The sequence below is a fragment of the Rhizocola hellebori genome, assembly GCF_016862955.1.
GTDB classification, from domain to species: Bacteria; Actinomycetota; Actinomycetes; order Mycobacteriales; family Micromonosporaceae; genus Rhizocola; species Rhizocola hellebori.
In genome coordinates this window covers 80,520-103,313 of the sequence record NZ_BONY01000018.1, presented here as the reverse complement: position 1 = coordinate 103,313, position 22,794 = coordinate 80,520, and the positions used below count along the sequence as shown (strand labels likewise).

General features: G+C 66.6%; 14 protein-coding genes. 10 read left to right on the top strand and 4 right to left on the bottom strand.

The features are described 5' to 3' along the window. Positions 1 to 7: 7 nt before the first annotated feature. Genes Rhe02_RS17030 through Rhe02_RS16990 form a run of 9 tightly spaced genes read left to right on the top strand, consistent with a single transcriptional unit; the run spans position 8 to position 11,553 of the window. Entirely contained in the window at positions 8 to 1,582 is a 1,575-nt protein-coding gene (locus tag Rhe02_RS17030; protein WP_203909221.1) for a nitroreductase family protein, read from the top strand. Next, the gene (locus tag Rhe02_RS17025) at positions 1,582 to 4,281 is read left to right on the top strand and encodes a lantibiotic dehydratase (RefSeq protein ID WP_203909220.1); all 2,700 of its coding nucleotides are present in this window, start codon (positions 1,582 to 1,584) and stop codon (positions 4,279 to 4,281) included. Before Rhe02_RS17030 ends, Rhe02_RS17025 begins: the two co-directional genes overlap by 1 nt. Further along, the gene (locus tag Rhe02_RS17020) at positions 4,278 to 5,276 is read left to right on the top strand and encodes a lantibiotic dehydratase C-terminal domain-containing protein (protein WP_203909219.1); all 999 of its coding nucleotides are present in this window, start codon (positions 4,278 to 4,280) and stop codon (positions 5,274 to 5,276) included. Before Rhe02_RS17025 ends, Rhe02_RS17020 begins: the two co-directional genes overlap by 4 nt. Further along, positions 5,273 to 6,403 (top strand): thiopeptide maturation pyridine synthase, encoded by a 1,131-nt coding sequence (locus Rhe02_RS17015; protein ID WP_203909218.1) that lies wholly within the window; start codon positions 5,273 to 5,275, stop codon positions 6,401 to 6,403. The genes Rhe02_RS17020 and Rhe02_RS17015 overlap by 4 nt, the downstream gene beginning before the upstream one ends. Next, positions 6,400 to 7,905, top strand: a complete 1,506-nt coding sequence (locus Rhe02_RS17010; protein WP_203909217.1) for a nitroreductase family protein — start codon at positions 6,400 to 6,402, stop codon at positions 7,903 to 7,905. The genes Rhe02_RS17015 and Rhe02_RS17010 overlap by 4 nt, the downstream gene beginning before the upstream one ends. Further along, entirely contained in the window at positions 7,889 to 8,800 is a 912-nt protein-coding gene (locus tag Rhe02_RS17005; RefSeq protein WP_203909216.1) for an ABC transporter ATP-binding protein, read from the top strand. Before Rhe02_RS17010 ends, Rhe02_RS17005 begins: the two co-directional genes overlap by 17 nt. Continuing rightward, the gene (locus Rhe02_RS17000) at positions 8,797 to 9,519 is read left to right on the top strand and encodes an ABC transporter permease (RefSeq protein WP_203909215.1); all 723 of its coding nucleotides are present in this window, start codon (positions 8,797 to 8,799) and stop codon (positions 9,517 to 9,519) included. Before Rhe02_RS17005 ends, Rhe02_RS17000 begins: the two co-directional genes overlap by 4 nt. 22 nt (positions 9,520 to 9,541) lie before the next feature. Further along, positions 9,542 to 10,879, top strand: a complete 1,338-nt coding sequence (locus Rhe02_RS16995; RefSeq protein WP_203909214.1) for a YcaO-like family protein — start codon at positions 9,542 to 9,544, stop codon at positions 10,877 to 10,879. After that, positions 10,876 to 11,553: a TfuA-like protein gene (locus Rhe02_RS16990; RefSeq protein ID WP_203909213.1), complete on the top strand. Its 678-nt coding sequence runs from the start codon at positions 10,876 to 10,878 to the stop codon at positions 11,551 to 11,553. Before Rhe02_RS16995 ends, Rhe02_RS16990 begins: the two co-directional genes overlap by 4 nt. A 38-nt stretch (positions 11,554 to 11,591) precedes the next feature. On the opposite strand, the gene Rhe02_RS16985 is transcribed toward Rhe02_RS16990, so the two are convergent. Beyond that, the gene (locus tag Rhe02_RS16985; protein ID WP_203909212.1) at positions 11,592 to 14,201 is read right to left on the bottom strand and encodes a hypothetical protein; all 2,610 of its coding nucleotides are present in this window, start codon (positions 14,199 to 14,201) and stop codon (positions 11,592 to 11,594) included. A gap of 438 nt (positions 14,202 to 14,639) precedes the next feature. Between Rhe02_RS16985 and Rhe02_RS16980 the strand changes: the two genes are divergently transcribed. Further along, a complete protein-coding gene (locus Rhe02_RS16980; protein ID WP_203909211.1) occupies positions 14,640 to 18,329 on the top strand; it encodes an endo-1,4-beta-xylanase in 3,690 nt (1,229 codons plus the stop codon). Here Rhe02_RS16980 and Rhe02_RS16975 read toward each other — a convergent pair. From Rhe02_RS16975 to Rhe02_RS16965, 3 genes are all read right to left on the bottom strand, one after another. Next, the gene (locus tag Rhe02_RS16975) at positions 18,311 to 18,577 is read right to left on the bottom strand and encodes a hypothetical protein (protein ID WP_203909210.1); all 267 of its coding nucleotides are present in this window, start codon (positions 18,575 to 18,577) and stop codon (positions 18,311 to 18,313) included. The two genes, Rhe02_RS16980 and Rhe02_RS16975, sit on opposite strands and share 19 nt — an antisense overlap. Before the next feature lie 354 nt (positions 18,578 to 18,931). Next, entirely contained in the window at positions 18,932 to 19,924 is a 993-nt protein-coding gene (locus tag Rhe02_RS16970; protein WP_203909209.1) for a CPBP family intramembrane glutamic endopeptidase, read from the bottom strand. Between the two features lie 155 nt (positions 19,925 to 20,079). Continuing rightward, entirely contained in the window at positions 20,080 to 22,737 is a 2,658-nt protein-coding gene (locus Rhe02_RS16965) for a glycoside hydrolase family 2 protein (RefSeq protein WP_203909208.1), read from the bottom strand. Positions 22,738 to 22,794: the final 57 nt, after the last annotated feature.

Here is a 22,794-nt window from a genome sequence, read left to right as displayed (position 1 = left end):
GATCGACGTGCAACGCGACACTTCGGTGGCCGACCGGTATTGGCACGACACGTTCCGGGACTCGGTCAGTGTGCTGGCCCGCGGCGTCGGCTCGGAAGGCGGCCCCGACGAGCCGCGCAAGTTCAAGGCCTATCGGGGCCTGCCGCGGCAAAGGCTTCCGCAGCGAAGCGCGGCTCGGCTTGGCGACTTGGCGAAAGCCTTCGGGTTCGGCGCATCCGAGCCCGCGCCGAGTGGGCCGCTGGACGAGGAACGGCTGGGTTTACTGCTCTATCACGGGTACGGCTACTCGCGCACCGATGTCGGCGCGATCGGAGGATGGCCGCACCACCGCTTCGTGCCTTCGGCACGCTGCTTCTACCCCACCGAGCTTTACCTGTGGCGCCCGGATTCGGGCAGCTGCTCGCATTACGACCAGCTGCATCACAGCCTGGTCGAGCTGCGCGCCAACGTGTCCGCGGAGACGGTCTGCGCCGCGCTGGGGTCTGATCTGTCAGGCGCGGCCGGGGTCCTCTTCATCACCTCGCACTTCTGGAAGACCGCTTTCCGCTACCGCCACTACGCCCACCGGCTGTGCAGCCAGGAGGCGGGCATGGTCGCTGGGAACCTGCTGCTGGTCGGCCAGGTGCTCGGGCTCCGTGGCCACGTGCACTACCAGTTCCTCGACGAGGTGCTCGACCGGCTGCTCGGGCTGCCTTCCGACGAGGAGCGCACCGTCGCCGCGATCGTGCTCTACCCCGATGAAGCCGGCGCCCCGGCGCAGCCCCGACCGCGCGCGCAATCACACGCCGCCTCGGCCGTGCTCAAGTCGGTGCCGCCCATCACCCCGGCCTTCCTCGACGTCGTCAAGGACCTCTCGCTGGCCTCCAGCGTCTACGAGCTCGCCGAAGCCTCGGTTCTTCGCAGCGTCGGCGATTTCGCCGAGCCGCTGCCGGCCGGGCCGCCGCCGGGCCCGGCAGGGAACGAGCTGAACCTCAGCAAGGTCGAAATCGCGCCCGTTGACCTCGCGGTTGCCTTGCGCGACAGGCACTCCGGCGGCACCCTGTTCTGCCCGCTGGCGCGAAGCGCACCGGCCGACACGGTGGCCCGGTTGGCCCGCTATGTCGGGCGGCGCTATGCCAGCGACATCGGCATCGGACCACACTGCTACACCGTGCTCGTCGTTCAAGACGTCGCCGGAGTGGCGCCCGGCGTCTACCGGTGCACTGATGACGGTCGCCTCCAGCTCGTGGCCGGTACCCGAGAAAAGCCCTTAGATGCAGAAACAGTGGCGACTCTAGGCCCTCCGATCACCGACTACCGCCGGACCAACCTCGTTGCCTTCGTGGTCGGCGACCAGACCCATTCGGCGCACCTGGGCAACCGCGGCTACCGCATCCTCAACCAGGACGCAGGCCTTATGGCACAACGGATCTGCGTGTTGGCTGCTGCCGCCGGTCTGGCCGCCCGCCCGCTAAACGGCTACCTCGTGGCGCCCGTGCAACGGATGCTGGGCATCGAACATCCCGACCACCTGCCGATGTTCCAGATCGCGATCGGGCACCGGGCCACGACCGCCCAGTACGAGATGGAGATCGCGTTCTGATGGCGCACCCGAACCCAGCCACGCTCGGCCCAGCCGCCGAACGTGCCCGCGATCCCTACGTGGTACGCATCGCCGCGCTGCCGGTCGAAACGGTGCAACAGCTGCGCTTCGAGCGATGCTGGGCCTCGATCGGCGAGCTGCGCTCCAAGCAGCGCTGGCTGGCCGGCACCGGCGAGAAGCTTGCCGGCCAATTGCATCCGGTCATCGGAGAACTGACCACGCTCAAACCGACCGTGGTCGCCTTACGGCGGGCCCTTTACGGGTGCCGGCCGATGAAGGAGCGGTTCTGGAACGACACCACCCGCGCCGTGCTGCCTGACGGCTTACCCGAGCAAATCGAGCAGTGGCAAGAGAAGCTGGCCGAACGCGACAAGCTGCTAGCAGCCTTGCCGGATCTGTTCGCCGCCGAGCATACGCAAGCCGTGCGCCGGTTGCGTGTCGCGGTCGAGCAACCGGCCTTCCGTTACGGGCTCGTGCAGGGAAGCCCGGTGCTGCTTGAAGAGCTTGCCAAGTGGCTCGACGCGCCCGGCGACATCGTGCCCGATCGGCAGGTGCTGCTTCGGCTGGTGAAGTATCTGACCCGGGTGGCCACCAAAACCAGCCCCTACAGCACTTTCACCGTGGTCGGGATGGGCGCCTGGGAACCCGGAGCAGGCCCGCCGATCGGCGCGACAGGCGACTGGGACTGGCGAAGCGTGGTGGAGCTCAATGTCTGGCTCACCCAGCGATTCAGCCACCTTACGGTGCAACAGCTTCGGTGGACGGCCTCGCCGCCGGGATATCCCGAGGGGCTGCGCCTTCGCCGCAACCCCAGCCTGGTCGAGGACGGCGCATCGGTACGTTTTCTGGGCGCGGGCACCGGTTCGCCGCTGACCACGATCGGCCGGGGCGCGGCTCTTGCCCAGTGCCTCGACCTGGTCGCGGCCAAGCCGGTGACGGTGTCGGACATGTGCGCGCACCTGCACCGCATCGACCCGCAGTTGGGCGACGCCGAGGTGGCCGCGTTCGTCGGCCGCCTGGTGGATGTCGGTGTGCTGCAACTGGAATCACCCATAGCCGACCAGGAAGCAGACCACCTCAACGCCATGCTCGGCTGGCTCGACACGACCGCGATGCCGTCGCTGCAAGGCATCCGGGACACACTGGGCCTGGTGGCCGGAGAGCTGGCTGCGTTTCCATCCGCGACCGACCCGGCGACCCGGCTCGCCGCGCACCACCGGATCTACGCGGCGCTGGCGGAGCTGAACCAGACCGTGGCGGGCACCGACACGGAACGGCTGCCACGTAAGAACCTTTACCACGAGAACGCGGTCTTCACCCGGCCGGCAGTCGCCTGTGCCAGGCAGGCGTGGCAGCCGATCGTCGACGACCTGTCTGCCCTGCGCGGCATGCTCTCGCTGCTCGACAGCACCATTCCGATCCGGCGCGCCCTGGCCGAGGTGTTCGTGGCCGCCTATCCAGACCTCGCTCCGGTACCGTGGCTGCTGTTCTATCAGCACATCAACCGGCTCGTGGCCGGTGGCCGGGCTGCGGTGTGCGGCAACGTCGACGGGGAGACGCTGCGGATGCTCTCCGGCGGGCCGGTCACCGCGTCCTGGGAAGCGTGGAGCAGCCTTCCTTACGCGTCGCAATACGCGCAGGCGATGGCCGCGGCGACCGAACTTGTGCGCGGCGCCCAGCCCGGACCCGACGGTGTGGTACGTATCGACCCGGACGAGCTGGCGCGGCTGGCCGGCCATCGGTCCACCTACGACGGCTCTCTGGCCTGCTACCTCCAGCTCACCGGCGATGACCCGGCGACGGCGGTGGTCAACATGATCGGCGCCGGCTACGGCCGCGGCACCACCCGGGTGGCGCGGCTGCTCGAAGCCGCAGGCGCCAGCGGCACGCCCGCCTGGCGGCCTTACCGACACGGCCCGGCCGGGCAGCTGATGGCCGAAAGCTCCAGCACTTTCGCCAGCAACCTGAACCTGCGCGCGCAAGGCACCTGGCACGAGCTGGATGTGCCGTTCAGCAACCCGTCCGGCGACCCGGACACGCGAATCCCGCTCGGCGACCTGCAGGTCGGCTACGACCCCGAGGATGGGCTGCTGCACCTGCAGTCCGCAAAGGACGGGCGCCGCGTTCTGCCGGTGCACACCGGGCTCATGGGCGAGCTGTGGCTGCCCGGACCGGTACACCATCTGGTGACCTGTTTCGGCCCGCCGGCCCAGCTGGTGCACTCGGCGATCCCGCTGTTCTTCCCGCGCAACGGGGACCCGGCGCGCGACGGGGCGGTCAGGGCGCTGCCGCGCCTTGACGCCGGGCGGGTGACGCTGAGCCGCGCGTGCTGGGCCATTGCGGCGCGGGCGATCCCGGCCCGGCGCAGCGGCGAGCACGACGCCGCGTACTGGCTGCGGCTGGCCGACTGGCTCACCGATCAGGGGGTGCCGGAACGCTTCTACGTAAAGGTGGTCAACCCTATGGCCGACGAGCCGGAGTGGGGGCCGCAGACCAAGGCGCGCAAGCCGATGTACGTCGACCTGGCCGCCTGGCACCTGGTACGGCTCTTCGAACGGACCGTGGGCGAAGGCGGCGAGCTGGCCGTGCTCACCGAAGCCCTGCCCACACTCGACCAGGCCCCGCGATACGGCGATGGGCGGCACATCACCGAGTTGCTCATCGAACTGCCGGGCAAAGCCGGGGAGGCGACGCCATGAATGATTCCTCTTGGGCAAGCGTCTATGTGCACGGGACAGGCGACCTCGGGCACCTGATCACAGGCGTGATCGCCCCGGCGATGCGCAAGCTGACCGCCGAGGAGACGGTGAGCCGCTGGTTCTTCCTGCGATATTGGGAAGGCGGGCCTCATGTACGGGTGCGGGCGGCCACCATGCCCGGCGGGGAGGCGGCGGTGATGACCGCGCTGCGCGAAGCCCTCGCCGATTGGCCGATGACGCCGGCCACCCTTTCGGCGGAGGAATACCGCCGGGTAGCTGTATACCTGGCGCGGGCCGAGAGCCGTGACGATTTTGAGCAGGAGCTGCTGCCGCCGGGCACCGTGCGCGCTGTGCCCTACCTGCCGGAGCATGACGTCTACGGCGAAGGCGAGACCCTTGAAGCGGCCGAGCGTCACTTCGTCGAGTCCAGCGCACTGGCGCTGGAGGTGCTCGAATCCGCTCCCACGGCAGGCATCCTGCGCGGGCTGGCGTTGTCGGTCAACCTGATGACGCTGGCCGACCACGAACCCGATCTGGGCAAGCTGAGCGCCGCCTTCGCCGAGGCGGGCAACCAGGGCTTTCAGGACACGGTCGGCCCGGCGCGGGTGTCGCCGGATGTCATGGCGCAGATGAATGAGAGCTACCTGCGCGCCCGCGAGCAGGTGCAGGCTGAGATCGCGCGAGCCTGGCGGATAGCCGGAGTCGTGGAGAAAGCCGATCCCTTGGCGCGGTGGATCGTCTCGATTCGCGCGCTGCGCGAGGCGCTCGAAGCAGCCGGTGACAAGTTCGACATCTCGCCGGCTGGTTCACCGCACGCCTGGTACCTGAGCCGGCTCGACCCGGCACGGCGTTCGGTGGCGTCGGTCCTGTTGCGCTGCACGCATTTGTTCGATAACAGGATCGGCGTCACCACGCCGGACGAAATCCACATTGGTTATCTGGTGGCCCGCGCGCTGGCCGAGCATGGCAGCGCCGGCAACGGACGCGTGAGGTGAGAGATTTGACCGGCTGGTACAGCGCCCACGTCTACTATTACGACCGCAATCAAGACGATCTGCTGCTGGACGCGGTCCGGCCGCTGTTCGCCGAGTTCGCCACCATGGAAGGGGTCGGCCGCTGGTATTGGCAGCGCCATTGGCGGCTCGGCCCGCACGTGCGGCTCAACGTGCGCGCCACCGAGGCGGCGTGGACCAAACAGGTCCAGCCGCTGATCGACAGGGTCATCGGCGACTATCTGCGCGAGCACCCTTCGGCCGGCACCGCTTCGCCCGAGCGTGATCTGCCCAGCCACCGCCAGCTGGCCGCGCTCGAACAGGAGCACGGGCCGCTCATGCCCTGGCAGCCGGACAACAGCATCCACTACACCGACTACGACAGAAGGCTGCACGTGCTGGGCACGCAACAGTCGTCGGACCTGCTGGCAGACTTTCACGCAGTCACCACCCCCATCGCCGACGCCTGCCTTGAGCTGGCGCGGAAATCCGGAGACAGGTTCGACATTCCGCTGTCGTTCATGTTCGCCACCGCGGCCAGGGGCTGCCCCCCGATCGAGAAGGGCTTCCTGTCCTATCGTTCGCACGCCGAGGGCTTCCTGGCCAACAGCAGCAACCCGGCCGGGTTCCGCGAACGTTTCGAGCAGCTCTATTGGACCAATGCCGAGATGCTGCAACGGCAGCTGACCAGCGTGTTGGGCTTCCTTGACGGCGGCGAGCAAGAGCCCCCGCTGATGTCGGAGTGGGCGTCGATCGTCGACATCTATCACAGCCGGGCGCTTGCCCTGCACCGGGCCGGCCATCTTGTGCTGCAGGCGATCGTGACGCCGGAGCAGGCGCAGGCCACCCAGGCGGCGCCGGGACACCTGAACGTCAGCGACTTTCACCGCGCGCTGCTGGGCAATGACGAGATCCGCACCGAGCTGGCCGCCGCGGAATGGTTCGCGGTGTACCGGGTGCTGCTCAACTATCAGTACCTTTTGTTCAACCGGCTTGGTATGGCTCCGGTACAACGATTCACGCTGTGCTATCTGGCCGCGCGCACCGTCGAGGAGGCCTACCAGATCCCGATTCCGGCCATGTTCAGCGGTCTGGACCTGGTCGGCAGCCGGACCGGAGAAGCGCGATGAGTGCCGTCGCAGGCGCACCGCCCGGGGAGGCGGTGCGCCGCTATCTGCGGGTGGCCGAACGCCAGCCGACGACGGCGATCCTTTCCACCGATTGGCGCCAGCGCCCGTCCACCCTCAAGCGGTATGCCCCTTTCGGGGCCGTGTCCCTGGCTGCGCCCGGCAGTGCGCTGGAGGTGCTCTCGCGCCTGCTGTCCGACTCCTACGGTCTGGTCCGGTATCGCTGGGACGACGTGGGAAGTTATGCGGGCCACCGGTTCCCGGGCATGCCGTCGCCCGGCCGGGCGCACCGGGCGGTCGCCTCCGGCGGCGGCCTCTACCCGTCGGAGCTGTATCTGGTGACGGCGCAGGGCTGGGGCGGCGGGCGACCGGCGTCGGTGCTGCATTACGACCCGGCCGGCCATGCCCTCGACCCGGTTCGGCCCGGTGACTGGCGCGAGGCGATCGCCAGCCCGGCGGGCCTGGCGATCGTGGTTACGAGCGTGTTCGCGCGCACGGCTTTCAAGTACCAGGAGTTCGGGTTCCGGCTACAGTGCCTCGACGCGGGTGTCCTGATCGGACAGCTGCTCACCGCGATCGAGAGCGCTGGCCTGTCCGCGCAGTTGCGGCTGCGCTTCGACGACGCCGCCGTAGCCGCAGTGCTGGGGTTGGAGACCGACGTCGAAGCGCCGCTGGCGCTCATCGACATGGAAGGCGTCACCGGCACCGGCACCGCTGCAACTGGTGAGCGTCCCGAGTCCGCCGCGCGGCAGCCATCGCCGCGGACAAAGCCCGCTGCTGTGCTCGATGTTCTTCCGCTGACCCGCGATCTGCACCGCTCGGCCCGCACGGCCGTGGGCGTGCGCTGGCCCGCTCCGCTGGCCGCCGACGCTCCGCTCCCGGCGGCAATCGCTCGTGTCGAGCTGCCACAGCCTTCCCCTCGCTCGCTAACTGCTGCGATCGCGCAGCGGCGGTCGCTGAACGGCAGGTTCGGCACAGACGCCGTGCCGCTGGCCGGGCTCGCCGCCGTACTCGACGCGGCGTATCGCTGGCCGAGTGCGCGGGCGGCCAGAGCCGGGCTCGACCATCTGATACCGCTATGCGTCGTGCACCGCGTCGATGGTGTCCAGCCGGGGCTCTACCGGTACCGGCCGGACACCCACGACCTGCACCTGCTGCGCCCGGCCGACCTTCGGATGGCCATGGCGCCAACGGATCTGATCCACGCCCAGTTCCTCGGCGACCACGGCGCAGGCGCGGTGCTGATCCCGCTGGGCGACTACGAACGGGGACTGGCCGCCGCCGGCGACCGCTGGTTTCAAATGCAGAACATTCCCGCCGGGATCTCCATTCAGCGGGCCACCCTCGCCAGCGCGGCGCTTGGCTTGGCCTGCCGGGTCGTCTGCTCCTTCGACGTCAGCCACCTGGCCGGCGTCCTGGGCCTGCAGACCGGCCCACTGCGTCCCCTTTGCCAGCTACTGATCGGTTCAACAGGAACGGATGTGGGCTATGACCAGCCAATCTAAACGCCCGCCCAGCGTCGAGGTGCACGACGTGCACAAACAGTTCGGCACCGTCTGTGCCGTCGACGGCGTCACTTTCCGCATCGAGCCCGGCGAGGTGGTGGCGCTGTTGGGCCCCAACGGCGCCGGTAAGACCACCACCCTCGACATGATCCTCGGATTGACGCGACCCGATCGCGGCGAAATCCAGATCTTAGGCACCACACCGCGGCAGGCGCTGGACGATGGTCAGGTCGGCTGCGTCTTGCAGCAGGGCGATCTGCTCAAAGGGCTGCGCGTGCACGAGCTGATCCGGGCGGTCTCCGCCCTGCAACCGCGGCCTGCGCCGCTAGCCGAGGTGGTGAAACGCGCGCAGCTCGACGATCTGCTCAATCGTAAGGTGACCAAGCTTTCCGGCGGTGAGACGCAGCGGGTGCGCTTCGCGCTGGCGCTGGTCGGTGACCCGGCTCTGCTGATCCTCGATGAGCCCACCGCGGCCATGGACGTCTCAGCCCGCAGATCCTTTTGGGACTCGATGCGCGAGTTCGTGGCGGCCGACCGCACCGTGCTGTTCAGCACCCACTACCTGGAGGAGGCCGACGCCATCGCCGACCGGATCATCCTGCTGGCGCAGGGGCGGGTGGTCGCCGACGGCCCCGCCTCCCAGATCCGGGCGGTCGCCGGGGCGAAAACTCTGCGCTGCACGCTTTCCGACGCGCAGCCCGAGGCGCTGAGCAAGCTGCCCGGCGCCGGTCCGATCACGGTGCACGGCACGCAGATCACCATCCGCAGCCTCGATTCCGATCGCACTCTGCGCGCGCTGCTGGATGGCTTCCCGCTGGCCAGCGACATAGAAGTCACCGCTGCACCGCTCGCCGACGCCGTGCTCGCCCTGACCGACGCCGGGAGCCACCGATGATGACGTATCTGAAGTACGAGGTGTTGCGGGTACTGCGCAACGGGGCGTTCACGGGCTACACGGTCGGGTTTCCGGTCGGCTTCTACCTGTTGTTCACGGTCGTCTTCGACCAGTCGCCGGTGGGCGGCTCGGCGTTCGACGCCTACTACATGGTGTCGATGGCACTCTATGGCGCAATCGGCACCGCGCTGACCGGGGTCGGGGCGCCGATCGCGATGGAGCGTAGCAAGGGCTGGACTCGCCAGCTGGCGTTGACTCCGCTGCGGCCGGGACGGTACCTGCTGATAAAAATTGCGGCGGCAAGCGTGCTCTCGCTGCCGGCCATCCTGGCTATCCTCTTGTGCGGCAAGCTGATTCACCGTGTCGACCTCGATCTCGGGACCTGGCTGGCACTCGTGCCCGCGCTATGGGTCGGGGCGCTGCCGTTCGTCGGGCTGGGGATAGCGATCGGTTACACGTTCCGCGACGAGTCGGCGCAAGGCGTGGCGCTGGCCGCCTACTTCCTGATGTCTGTCGCGGGTGGACTGTGGATGCCGACGGTGGCGTTCCCAGCCTGGCTGGCCAAGGTGTCCGAGGTGCTGCCCACCTATCGGGCCGGGGAGCTGTCGTGGCGGCTCATCGCCGGAGAGTCGCCTTTCAGCGGCGGCGCACTGATTCTGGCGGCATGGACAGTCGCCTTCCTCGGGCTGGCGGCGTGGCGTTTCCGCCGCGCGTCATAACGAAATCCGATTGGGGTTGGCCGTGAAATTACGCACCAGTGTTCCCAAACACGGTGACATCGGAAGGCATCGCGAGTTCTCCTCCGAGCAGACCTTCGCCCGGGTACGACCGCATCTGCGCCGCGCCGGCATCACCCGCATCGCTGACATCACCGGCCTGGACCGGATCGGGATCCCGGTCTTCAACGCCGTCGTTCCCCGCTCTCACGACGAATTGTCGGTCTACAACGGCAAAGGCGGCTCACCGATCGACGCGATGACGTCGGCGGTGATGGAGGCGATGGAGCGTTTCTGCGCGTGGCAGCCGATGCGGCCCGACCGCATCGCCTCCTTCGCCGAGCTGAGCGCCGGAACAGAGCCAGTGCTCGACCCGGCCTCACACAACATGCAACCGCACCCGCTTTACCATGCACACCAACCACTTTCCTGGGTACGCGGCTTCGACCTGCTCAACGAACAGACGGTGCTCGTGCCGCTCTGCCTGGCCGGCTACTACATCCGTTTCCATGAGCAGCCGTGTTACAAGGTGACCACCACCAACGGGATCGCCTCGGGCAACTCGCTGGAGGAAGCCATCTGCCACGCGCTCAGCGAGGTTGTCGAACGCGACGCCTGGACCATGGCGGAGCTGGTCTGCAACCGGCTGCGCACAGTGGTGGCGACCCGGGTCGCCAACGCCCCGCCCGGGTCGGTGCAATGGCTGGAGGACAAGCATCCTGCCCTCGATCTGGGTACGTTGCCCACCGCACCGGCCCGATATGCCCAGATGTTCGCCGATGCCGGCGTCCACCTCGTGATCCGCAATGTCACCTCGGCGACGGGGGTACCGACCTTCGCCGCGCTTATCCGCGAAGACCTGGGCCCCACCGTGTCCGCCGGCCACGCCGGCTACGGAAGCCACCCCGACGCGGAGGTGGCGGTGATGCGCGCGCTGGCCGAGGCGGCCCAGAGCCGTGCGGTAGACCTGCAAGCGGTGCGGGAGGACCTGAACCTGCCGGGTGCCAAAGTGCAGAAGTGGCAGCACCAGACCTACCGCAGCCAGGAGGTCGACCCGTCACGATGGCCATACGGCGAGGCCGGTGACCCGGTCCGGTTCGGTGACGTGCCAAGCCATCCCAGCGACGACGTGATGGCCGACCTCGGGCTGTTGCTGGAACGCGTTCGCGCGCTTGGCCTGCCTCGCGTGATCGCTGTCGATCTGTCCATCGCGGACCTTCCCGTGCACGTGGCCCGGGTCATCGTGCCCGGCATGGAGACGTACGCGATGGATCAGGGGAAGCTGGGCCGCCGTGCCGGCGCCATGTGGGACACCACGCTGCGCGAGCTCATCGCCCGCCGGCCGGAGGTGGCGGTGCGATGACAGCGCCCGTAGTGTTCGCAGGCCCGAGCCTCGACCAGGCGAGCAGGCGGCAACTGTCCGGAGTGGAACTGCTGGCACCCGTGGCACGCGGCGACATCGACAGCCTGTTCGCACGGGCGCAGCCGCCAAAACTGGTGGGGATCGTCGACGGCGTGTTCCTGCAAAGCTTGGCGATCTCGCCCAAGGAGATCCTCGCCGCGATGGACAACCATGAGGCGATCTTCTTCGGCTCGTCGAGCATCGGTGCCCTGCGCGCGGCAGAGCTGGCAGATTTCGGCATGCGCGGCGTCGGGACCATCTTCGAGATGTTCCGCAGCGGCGAGGTCAACGCCGATGACGAGGTTGCCATCACCTTCGACCCGGAGACGCTGACCGCGATCTCCGAGCCGATGGTGAACATCCGCGTCGCGATCGCCGCCGCGGTCACCGCCGGAATCATCAGCGCCGAAACCGCCGCTTCGGCGATCACGGCCGCCAAACGCCGCTACTTTCCCGACCGCACCTACCGATTGCTGCTGCACGACATCACCGACCAGGTCGAACCCCAGGACCTGTCGGCTTTGCGGGCGTACCTGGCCGGCGACGCCCCGAACGCCAAGCAGGATGATGCCCTGGCCCTGGTCGCCGCAATGCGCGCGGCTGCAACGCCCAACGGCTCCACCGGCCAGAAATGAGCTGAGGATCCGCCCAACGGTCGCGCCAGGTGGCCAAATTATGGGCCAACCTGCGCGCGGCCGACGATCCGCTGGGTGACGTCTGGGTCGGTCTCCGGCTCGAAGTCGTGCAAGCCGTTGGCACGCAGCGTTTCCCGCAGCAGCTGGCGGTCGGCTATACCCGCGGCTTGCAGGGCGCGCTCCAAGCCGGCGGCACTGTTCATCAGAACCGGGCTGATGACACCGGCCATCGGCCCTGGAGCTTTCGGTCCGATATTCGGTGCCGATGGGGAGTAGCGGTCGTTGAAGTCCTTCAGCGTCTTGCTGGCCTTGCCCATGGCGGCCCGCTCCCGGTCGAAGAAGTCCTGCGGCACGAAGGTCAGCTGGTTGTTGAGCGGCACCTTGAATGCCGTGTGCAGCCATTGTCCCGACGGCCCGAGCTTTTCGGCTATGACGAGGAAGACCACATAGTTGCGATCCTGCTCGCGGCTCCTGAGCCGCACCGACATCCGGTCGCCCACCCAGGTGAGCTCCCAGCTGAGTTCCAGATCTTCCGCCAGCCGCACTTCCCGGTGCTGGCCGCCGGAAGCCAGCGGATCGACGTCATCGCTGACGGCGCCCGCCGCTTCGAGCACGGCCGCGCCCGACCCCAAGGAGATCTCGCCGTCGTAATCGAAGTACTCGCTTGCCTGGGGCATACGGGTTTTGCTCCCGTTGCCGCCCGTCCCTTCGTTGCCACCAGCACCGGCGGCGGCTCCGAGGGCCTCGCGGTAAAGGCCGTTGCCGGCAGCTTTGATCCAGGCATCCTCGGCGGGCAAGGGGCGGACCGGGATCCACCAATCGAAGGTGTGCGCCTTGAGCGTGGCTCTGCCGGCGGCCTTGCGAACCCGTGCGTCCGGGCGGCCCTTGAAGAGTTCCACCTCCGACATCGCCTCGGCTGTGTCGAGCTGCAACGCCATGGTCTTGTGCGGCGTTCCATCGAGATCGGTGACCGTCTTCTCAACGTATGAAGCGCGCTGGACCTCGCTGTAGTCGGGCTCCATCCAGTGTGACGGAAGGACGAAACTGGGCACGGTCCGCAGCATCACTCGGTATTCCAGTGGCCGCTGACGGCCGGGTGGCTGGGTGGTGACATCCACGCCAGCCTTCGTGATCTGGGTACGCCGCTCGGCTTGAGCCGCGATGATTTCGCTGAGCACGACCTTGCCGGTGACGGTGACCTTGGAACTGCCGCTCTTCAGGTGCGACAGGTAGGTCCGGCCGGTCACGGTTTCACTGCGGTTAGGCTCGGTCGCGTTGTGCCGCAGCGTCGCAACCAGGTGCACAAGGTTGAAGTAGCCGCTGCCGAACAGGACGTCGGTGTAGTCGCGTTCGGCCTGTGCGTTGGCTGCGGCGATGCACTCGTCCTTGTTGGTGATTTCGTAGATGGTGCGGTTCGTCAGCGGCTCTTGCGCCCGTTCGAGTCTGGCCGGCGGAGTCCAGCGCATCCACATAGGACCGGCCCGGTCGGGCATCTGCGCTAGCGGTCCCGCCGTCCACGGCCGTGGTGGCATGGGCGAAGCGAGCTTGGCCGCCTCGATCATGGCGTCCCAGACGTCGTTGGTGTGTGAGCGCAGATCCATCGCTCCCACGGTGAAGCGGAAACAGTTCTTTCCCACCCGTGGCAGGCCGATCAAAGGATCCTCGACCTCGTCTTCGCCGAGCGGGCCGAAGTTGCCGTCGACGTGGATGGTCCGGGCGATGCCGGTGTCGCGCATCGTGGCTACCAGAGCTTCCAGCGCGTCGGCGAACCTGACCAGATAGTCGTCGAATTCGCCGGTCGACCGGTACTCCGGAGAGATCGCTTTGATCAGGGTGAGGTAGCTCAGGGCCGCATAACTGGCACCCGGAACCATCGCGCGGTGATCGAAGACCAGTTCGGCATGGTCAAGAAAACGGGCATGGTTCTGTGGCTGAAGCAGGTTCGGGTTGGCAATTCCCACGGGCATCCGGTGGAGCTCGGGCCACGGCACCCACGGCCAGACCCGTTCATAGTCGGCCCGTTTGAAGCCCGCAAGCCAGGTCGACGGGTGCAGCATCCGGCCGGTCGCGTTGGCCATCATGGTGTGGGTGTTGCGCATGTCCTGCAACTTGACCTGCAGATTCGCTGGGTTGATCACGCCCATTCGCAGCTCCTCCAGATAACTGTCCACGGCGGACAAGGAGTTGCTGATGTCGACCCGCAGGTTCCGCAGGTCTTGCTGCTGCCAGCGGATCTCCATACCTTCAAGCCGCCGGTCGAGGTCTTTGTAGCGTTTCTCAATGAGCTGTTCGACGGCAGACGGCCCGTCCTTGAGCAAGCCAAGGAGCTTGGCGACATCGACAGCGAAGCCGACCATCCCGATGACCTTGCCGATGGTGCTGGCGATCTTCCCGAAGTCGTGCAGGATCTTCATCGTGTCGTCGAGGACACCGAGCCTGCCGAGCTTTTCGCGGGTCTCGGGATCCTTGGGATCGGGCATGGCACTGGCGATGCCATCGAAGACCTTCTTGACCGAGTCGGGACTGACAGGAAGGCCGCCCGGCACGGTGTAGGTGGGCAGTGCCGGATCTGGACCCGTGCGGATCATGCCGTTGGAGTCCATGTATAGACCAGCGCCGACCCGCAGTACGAAAGCCGCGTCACTCATATGCGGAACGTAAAGCCAAATTGGCAGGTGCACCCTTGATAATCGGAAAATTTACCCTGGAGGCTGACGGTGCCCGCGTGGGCTTCGTCATCGCGGCCCCTGCCGACCCGCGGACGCTGACGCTGGTACCGGCAGATATCCAATCGACAGTGTCGATTTTGGACATCGGCCGTTTGGGTCGAAGAGCTATTTGGGGTTCCGGAAATCTTCCGGAAATAGTGATGGCGGCAGTAGTGTCTGCATGCACGCGCTTGGATCGTTCGGCGGGAGCCGATAACGGGCGCCACCCAATCACCGTCCCATTTCGCGTAAGGATCTCCGATGCTCTCCGGGTATCTGCCTCATAGATCACCTCGCCGGCCGCGAACCTTGATCGCAACGTGTCTGGCGGCCACGCTAGTCGTGGCCTTCGCCTCAGCCTCGATTCCGGCTGTCGCGGTGCAAACCGTTCTCTCCAATGACTTTGAGTCCGGCTCGTTCGTCCCGTGGGGGCCACGCGGCGGCGTGACCCTCGCCATCGCGGCCGAGGGTCACTCGAGCGCCAACAGCCTGTCGGTCACCGGCCGCACCGCCAACTGGCAGGGCACGGCGACCAGCGCCACAGCATTGTTCACCCCCGGTGTGCCGTATTCGGTCACCGCGTGGGCGAAACTTCCGGCCGGAACCTCCGGAACATCCGGTGTGCACTTCACCGTCGAGGCGACCCCGGCGGGCGGCGGCAGCAACACCTACACCTGGGTCGGCGGCAACATCCCCACCACGGCCGACGGCTGGGTGCGCATCGGCGGCGACTACACGATGCCCGAAGGGCTCAGCTCCGCCACCCTCTATGTGGAGGCGGAGGGGGAAACGCCTTTCCTGCTCGACGACGTCGTCGTCACCGGCCCTGACACCACGCCCGGGGTCGTCACGGTGAGCGCCGTCAACTTCGAGGACGGCACCACCGGCACCTGGTCCCGCAGCGGCAACCCGACCCTGACCGTGGTGGATGCCAACGGCGGCAAGGCTTTGCAGATTTCCAACCGGGTCAACGGCTTCGACGGGATCCAGAGCCCGGCCGGCATTTTCGACCCGGGGGTCACGCACACCTTCTCGGCACGGGTCCAGCTCGCCGCGGGCGGCCCGGCCTCCTCCGGTTTCCGGTTCGTGATGAAGCCGAGTTTCACCTGGATCGGCAACACCACGATCACGGCAGGCTCGTGGACCACCGTCACCGGCGACTTCGCCGTCCCTGCCGACGCCGACCGGGCCGGCTTCCAGGTCTATCTCGAAGCCGCCGAGGCGACCGCGACCTATCTCGTTGACGACATCAGGATCACCAAGCCGGACAGCGGATCGGGGCCCGCACCGGGAACGATCGTCATCAACACCGGCTTCGAGAGCGGGCTGGACAGCTGGGGGCCACGCGACGGCGGCCCTGGTGCGCCAACGATCAGCCTGGTCGGCGGCGCGCACAGCGGCGCCACCGCGGCTGCGGTCACCGCCCGGGTCAACCAGGGCGCCGGACTCGGCCGCGACGTGAGCACCGTGCTCGATGCCGGTGTGACCTATGAGTTCAAGGCCTGGCTGCGCTTCGCCGACGGCCAGCCGACCGACGCGATCTGGCTCAGCCTCGCCAGCACCAGCGGTGGCAGCCAGTCGTTCAGCACGCTGGCCCAGTTCACGACGGTCACCAACACGGGGTGGACCCAGGTCAGCGCCAGCTTCACCATGCCGGCCGCGGACAGCGCGCTGCTCTACTTCGAGACCCGCTACCAGGGCGGCGCGACCGGAAACACCAGCGATTTCCTCGTCGACGACATCCTCGTCAGGGTGCCTGAGCCTCCGGTCATCGAGGATCTCACTGGCATCCACGAGACCACCGACTTCCCGATCGGTGTCGCGATCGACAGCCGGGAGACCGTCGGTGGCGCGGCTCAGCTGCTGACCAAGCACTTCAACCAGATCACCCCGGAAAACCATATGAAACCCGAGGCATGGTACGACGCCCAGCGCAACTTCCGCCCACACGATCAGGCGATCGCGCTGATGAACTTCGCCCGGGACAACAACTTGCGCCTCTACGGTCACGTGCTGGTCTGGCACAGCCAAACCCCGGCCTGGTTCTTCCAGGACTCGGCCGGCCAGCCGCTGACCAACTCGGCCGAGCACCAGCAGGTGCTGCGCGACCGGCTGCGCACGCACGTCTTCAACGTGGCGCAGTCGCTAAGCCAGCGCTACGGCCTGTTCGGCTCGGCCACCAACCCATTGCGCGCCTTCGACGCCGTCAACGAGGTGGTAAGCGACAGCGGTGAATTCTCCGACGGCCTGCGGCGCAGCGAGTGGTACAGAATTCTCGGTGAGAGCTTCATCGATCTGACCTTCCAGTACGCCGACCAAGCGTTCAATGACGTCTATGCGGTCGCGAACGCCGATCCCGTCACCCTTTTCATCAACGACTACAACACCGAGCAGGGTGGCAAACAGGCTCGTTACAAGGCGCTTGTCGAACGACTGCTCGCGCGCGGGGTACCACTTGATGGGGTTGGTCATCAGTTCCATCTTTCCCTCGCCACACCGGTGAGCACCCTGGATGGCGCGTTGGCCGCGTTCGCGAACCTGCCGGTGAAGCAGGCGGTCACCGAGCTGGACATCACCACCGGCACCCCGGTGACCCAAGCGAACCTGATCGAGCAGGGTTACTTCTTCCGGGATGCCTTCCGGATCTTCCGGGCGCATTCGAACCAGCTGTTCTCCGTCACCGCCTGGGGTCTGACCGACGGCCGGTCCTGGCGGTCCAGCAGCGGCGCGCCGCTCATCTTCGGCGACAACCTGCGGGCCAAGCCCGCCTACTTCGGGGCTGTGGACGGCGATCTGCCCGCCCGGCTGCGTTCGGCCGATGTTTTCGCGGGCACCGTTCCCATAAATGCCAACGCCACAAAGGATCTCACCTGGCGCAAGCTCCCCTTGCACCGGATAGAGAACAAGGCACAGTTCCAGCTGCGCTGGGCATCGGACCACCTGACCGCCTATGTCACGGTCAATGACACCACCGTGTCGGCCGACGACCGGGTCAGCTTCGTGCTCAACAACGTGACCTATCAGGTCTCGCGCAATGGCACCGGTGATGTGCCGGCTGTGGCGGCCCAGCGCGACGGCGGCTATCACCTCGTCGCGCATCTCCCATTGTCCGGCGCATTGCAGGGCGGCACGGCCACTCTCGATGTGCGGGTCGCCGACAATGGCACCACGACCGCTTGGAACACAGCCGGTGCGGTCGGCACGCTCAACCTGGTCGAGACACTGTCCTATTTGGAGGTTTACGAGGTCGCCAACGCACCGGCCATCGACGGCGCGATCGACGCCAGCTGGGCGCACGCGGGCGTGGTGAGCACCGACAAGCAGGTCTCCGGGACAAATGGCGCGATCGCCAAGGTCCGGACCATGTGGCGGGGTCAGACGCTCTACCTGCTCGCCGAGGTCACCGACCCGGTCGTGGACGTCACCGGCTCCGATCCGTGGACCCAGGACTCGGTCGAGATCTATGTCGATGCCGGCAACGCCAAGAACGGCTCCTTCCGCTTCGACGACACCCAGATCAGAATCAATGCCGACAACATTGTTTCATTTGGTACGGGTGACGAGGCGTTCCAGCGAGGAAGGTTGCAGAGCGCGACTGTGCGCACCGCCACCGGCTATCGCGTCGAAGCCGCGATCAGCCTGCTCGAATCAGGTGGCATGGACACGTTCCACGGCTTGGACTTCCAGGTCAACGACGCCTCCAACGGCGCCAGGACGTCGATCCGCAACTGGGCCGAGCAGGAAGGTGTCGGCTACCAGTCCACTGCCCGGTGGGGCGTGGGCCGGCTGGTGCGCGGGGCCAACGTGGACGTCACCGTGAGCACCTTCACCCGGTGGAACTCCGACAGCGGCGGCGGCTACTGCGCCAACATCACCGCCACCAACCCCCGTGCCACGGCCATCGAGTGGAGCGCCCTGATCAAGATCGAGGGCGACGTCTACACCGCCTGGAACTTCGATCGCGAACAGCTGCCCAACGGCAGCTTCAGAATCGACGGCGTGGCCTGGAACCAGAACCTGAATGCCGGTGCTAGCACGTTCAGCATCGGCTACTGCGCCAACCTGTAGCTGACGCCGCCGCCGGTCGCCTCGGCCACCGGCGGCGGCACCGGCCGACCGTCATCGATGATGACCATCAACCATGCGCCGACGATCGCAGCAATGACAGGCACAATCGCGACGAAGGCGCGTTGTTCATGGATCGCCACCACGATGCTGATCCCGGCTCCGATACCGGCAACGGCGATCGAACCAGGCAAGGCGCCACGACGCCACGCCCGATCGTCATGCGGGGTGCCCTCACCGATCTGCGACACGGCTCCGATGATGCCATGCCAAAGCACGCAGGACAGCAGCCGCCAACGTCGCACACCGTTGCCGTGTGACACGGCGACCCGTAGGTTGCTGTGCTACCGACATCACCGCTGCGATCGCTGTGACCGGCAAGGCGCGGGCCACGGCGTAGCCGACGTGACACGATAGGCTGCCAGTCACCTGAACCTCCCCGTTCTACCCAATTCCTCCTAAACGGCACACAGTATCCAGCTCATCCAACGAAGCCGCAACGCCGTCCGATGAGCGGTCCGTCATTGAAGCAGCGATGACCGCTCAGAACGGAACCTGCATCAGGCGCCGATATCTTTTCTCGGTGCTGTCCGTGGGGGAAACCTCTACCGGGGGTCAGATTCTCGGCTGTGGGGTGGGTTGTCAGGTGTCGAGGCGAGCCGATCGCGGTTGGCGCGGGCGACGATGCCGGTGGAGGTGAGGATTGTTATCGCGGCTAGGAGGACCAGCCAGCCTTGCCAGCCGCTTAGCCCGGTGAGCCAGGCGTTGGTCTTTGCGTCGTTGTCGGCGACGAGTACCTGGACGAATCCGGTTACCAGCGTGTTGTTGACCGCGTGGCCCGCTACTGCTGGCCAGATTGATCCTGAGGCCAATCGGAGCAGGCCCAGTAGCACGCCGAACAACGTGCAGAAGATGGTGAATGGGATGACGGTCTGCCGAGCGTCAGGCCCCATGGAAAACCATGGCCCGACGAAGAACGGCAGGTGCCACGCTCCGCAGATCAACCCGATCGCGATCAGCGCTGGCCAGGTGCCCAGCCGGTCCCGTAGACGGTTGAGCAGGTAGCCGCGCCAGCCCCACTCTTCGTAGAACATGAGCGGCAGTATGAGCGCGAACTGCAAAAGGTTTGCTGCCAACGCTGCAAGCGCTACGTCGAAGGGAAAGCCGGCCTGGCCCATGGTTTGCGGGGCGAAGTCGTGCCGCAGCAAGGAGAAGCTGGTCAGGTCAGCGGGGTAGAGGCCGGTGAGGGCGTTGAGCGCCACCGTGAGAATTGAGGCAGATAGGAAGATTGCGATGGCGAGCAGGCAGAAGCGCAGGAGCCGGCCGGCGGGACGGATCGGCACCAGCGAGGTGGCGCGGGAAATGCTGGCGGGCCGCCACACCCACCGCGCCGCGACGAAGGTGGCGATGGCCACGCATACCGGCGCCGCGATAAAGAGGATGTGGATACCGCTGGCCTGTTCGAGGACCCACAGCATCCAGGGCAGTGCGAACACTATGGCCAGGAAGACGCCGACATCTCGATGGGATCCGCCGGCATCTTTGCTGGTCGAGGCGGGTCGGGTTCCCGTCGAGGTCAGGGGTGATGGTGAAGACATGCCGACCAGTCTGACGCGTCCACCCGAAACTCGGGGGGACCGCGGAGCCAGCCAAGCCGCTGCCGCGCTACTTCTGCCCCGTTCTCGCGTACCTCCCACAAGGTTTATTCGCTCTTGGGGATCCCGCGGACACGGGATCCCCTCATCTGAAGGACTTATGGCACCGGCGTCGACGCTGTCGGCACGTTATAGCCGCGCAGGCGCAGGAAAGGCTGCTGGCCGCCCAGGTCGGTGGACTGGTAGACGGCGGTGATGGTGGTCGACTCCCCCGGCCACAGCGAGATGTAGTTGTCGGTATAGGTCACCGGCAGCACCTCGTTGCCGCCGTTGCCCGCGGTCACCTCTGGCCGCAGGAAGAAGGCGATGTTGGTGGCGCTGGTGTTGGTGACAGTGATCGCAACCGTCTCCTGACCGGCCGCCACGGTCCGCGACGCGGCGGTGGTGACGGCGCTGTTGCTGGGCAAGCTGTTCAGCCCGGTGAGATTGGCGTAGGTCTTGATACTGGTGGAATACCAGTTCTTCTTGTTGCCCAACGCGTCGGCTGTGGTGGAGTACCAATATAGATTGTTGCTGATGGTCGTCCCGCCCGAATCCTTTAGCTGCAGCCGGATGAAGTAGGTCGGCGACAGCCCGGTGATCGATGGCAGCGTGAGCACCTGGGTGCCCGCGTTGGCTGTGGCGTTCACAGCGACGCTGGTGGTGTACTTCTGGCTCAAATCGGGAACGTTGTGCACCGAAACCGTCGCGGTGAGACCGTTGCGCGCCACCAGGGTCGAGTTGACCACGAAGACGTTTTTGCCGGAGTAGTCATAGGCGATGTGGACCGGCTCGGTGGCTTTCTTGGTGCCGTAGAACCCGCCCCCGGGCTTGAAGTAATAGTCGTAGAGGTTCCAGTGCAGGGCCGGCCAGGCGTTGTTCTGCATCCACCAGATGCTGCCGAAGGTTTGCGTGTGCTGGCGGGCGCTCCATGCCTCGAAGAACGCGCGGGTGTTCTCGTAGTTCATCACCTCCGACTTCTTCGAATAGTCGGCCGCCGAAGTCGTCGTGCCGTATCGGCGGTTGAGGCCGGTCGTGTAGACGCCGGTGTTGTCGAAGACGCTGCCGCCGCGGCCGACGTGGTAGTTCCAAGCGGTCCCGCCGACGGGCCATTGCTGCGCCGGGGTAAGGAATTTCGCCAAGCTCTCCAGCGGCGGCGGCGCTTCGGTGCCCTCCTCGCCGGTGGTGCCGAAGGCGCTGCCCTGGCGAGAGGTGTCCCACCACAGCACGGGCGGCTCCCATTTGTATGGGCCGTCCATCTTCATGCCCGCGTTGGCGTTCGACCATGTTGCGACGTTGTCGAGGGTCGGGTTCTGCCAGTGCAACCCGGTCGCGACGCTCTTGTAGGCGGCCAGGTGGACGGCGTTCGGCGGCTGGTCGCTGCCATAGTTCCACATGAACGGGCTGGCGTGAGCCCGCAGCGCGCGCATCTGGGTGTTGAGTGAGGCCTGCGCGACCTGCTCCTGCTCGGCGCTCCACCCGCTGTCGTTCTCCCAAGCGCTGCAGCAGACGAAGCCGGGCATCACCATGACGCCCGCTGCGTCAGCGAGATCGTAGATCTCCTCGTTGCCCAACGTGCCTTCGAGCCGAATGGTGTTGAGGCCCATGCTTTTGACGTAGTCGACATGTGCCTTGTTTGTCTTGGTATTCCAGCGCTGCAACATGTCCCACACGTAGCCGCCGCCGCGGAACAGGATCGGCTGGCCATTGACCTTGTATCCGGCAAATGTGGTGCCCTGCACGGCGGTGCGGTAGTCGGTGAACTGCCGGATCCCGAAGTTGATGGCCTTGCTGTCGGAGGCGGCACCGGCCACCGAGGCAGCTACCGAGAGCTGGTAGAGCTCGGGGCTGCCGAACTGATAGGGCCACCACAGCGCCGGGTTGCTCATGTGCAACGCGGGATAGCCGGCAGGATCGAAGACGATCTCACGACGCTCGTTGGCGGCCAGCGAAACCACCTGGCTGACCGTCGTCGTCGGGAAGCCCGCCTTGCTGATCGTGGCGGTGACGGTCGTGCTGACCGGCGCGCTGGTCGCGTTGATAACGTCGGTATAGACGGTCAGATCGGCAGAGTTAATGGCCGGCAACGGCAAAATTGTTTTGGTGTACGGGTCGCGCACCGCCACCGGCCCCGTGGTGTCGACGAACGTCCTGCCCCAGACGCCAGCGTTCATGTCGGGCGCTTCTGGGTTCCAGTCCACTGTGCACACCGACAGGTCGTTGCAGCCGTGTCGCGGTGGCGTGATCCTGATGGCAATGGCATTGGTGGCGCCCGGGTTGATGACGCTCGTGACGTTGTACTCGTGGGCCACAAAGGTGCCGACCGCGTTGGCGTCGAGCTGCTGGCCGTTGAGCCAGATCTGCGCGCGGTAGCTGATGCCCTTGAACCGCAGCCAGTAGACCTGGCCGGGGCTGGTGGCGGCGGCCGCGAACTGCCCGCGATACCACCAGTCCTGCCCGGTCAGGTCCGGTACGGACTGCAGGTTAGTGCCGGCGTAGATGTTGGTGTAGACGTTGTTGGCCACGAGACCGGCCAGCACGGTGGACGGCAAGCTCACCGGATTCCAGCCGGCTGTGCTGTAGCCGACCTGGGAGATGGTGGCACCGCTGTCGGCCAGGCCGGTGGCCGAGCGCAATGCCCAGCCGCTGGACAATTCGCTGGAGCTGACGGTTGCGGCATGCGCGGCCGGCGAGCCCGAGACGGCGACGACAGCGATCATCGCCAAGGTGGTGATGGCCGCGCTGAGCAGCCGTGGTCTGGTTCTGGATAGGAACATGGGTAGCCTCCTCCTGCCGACCCCGGTCGGGTCAGCCTGTGAGATCACGGATTGGGC

Coding starts and splice junctions, on each gene's coding strand:
- Rhe02_RS16985 (WP_203909212.1), bottom strand. CDS start 14,201: ATGAGTGACGCGGCTTTCGTACTGCGGGTCGGCGCTGGTCTATACATG.
- Rhe02_RS17025 (WP_203909220.1), top strand. CDS start 1,582: ATGGCGCACCCGAACCCAGCCACGCTCGGCCCAGCCGCCGAACGTGCC.
- Rhe02_RS17005 (WP_203909216.1), top strand. CDS start 7,889: ATGACCAGCCAATCTAAACGCCCGCCCAGCGTCGAGGTGCACGACGTG.
- Rhe02_RS16990 (WP_203909213.1), top strand. CDS start 10,876: ATGACAGCGCCCGTAGTGTTCGCAGGCCCGAGCCTCGACCAGGCGAGC.
- Rhe02_RS16970 (WP_203909209.1), bottom strand. CDS start 19,924: ATGTCTTCACCATCACCCCTGACCTCGACGGGAACCCGACCCGCCTCG.
- Rhe02_RS17010 (WP_203909217.1), top strand. CDS start 6,400: ATGAGTGCCGTCGCAGGCGCACCGCCCGGGGAGGCGGTGCGCCGCTAT.
- Rhe02_RS16965 (WP_203909208.1), bottom strand. CDS start 22,737: ATGTTCCTATCCAGAACCAGACCACGGCTGCTCAGCGCGGCCATCACC.
- Rhe02_RS17000 (WP_203909215.1), top strand. CDS start 8,797: ATGATGACGTATCTGAAGTACGAGGTGTTGCGGGTACTGCGCAACGGG.
- Rhe02_RS17020 (WP_203909219.1), top strand. CDS start 4,278: ATGAATGATTCCTCTTGGGCAAGCGTCTATGTGCACGGGACAGGCGAC.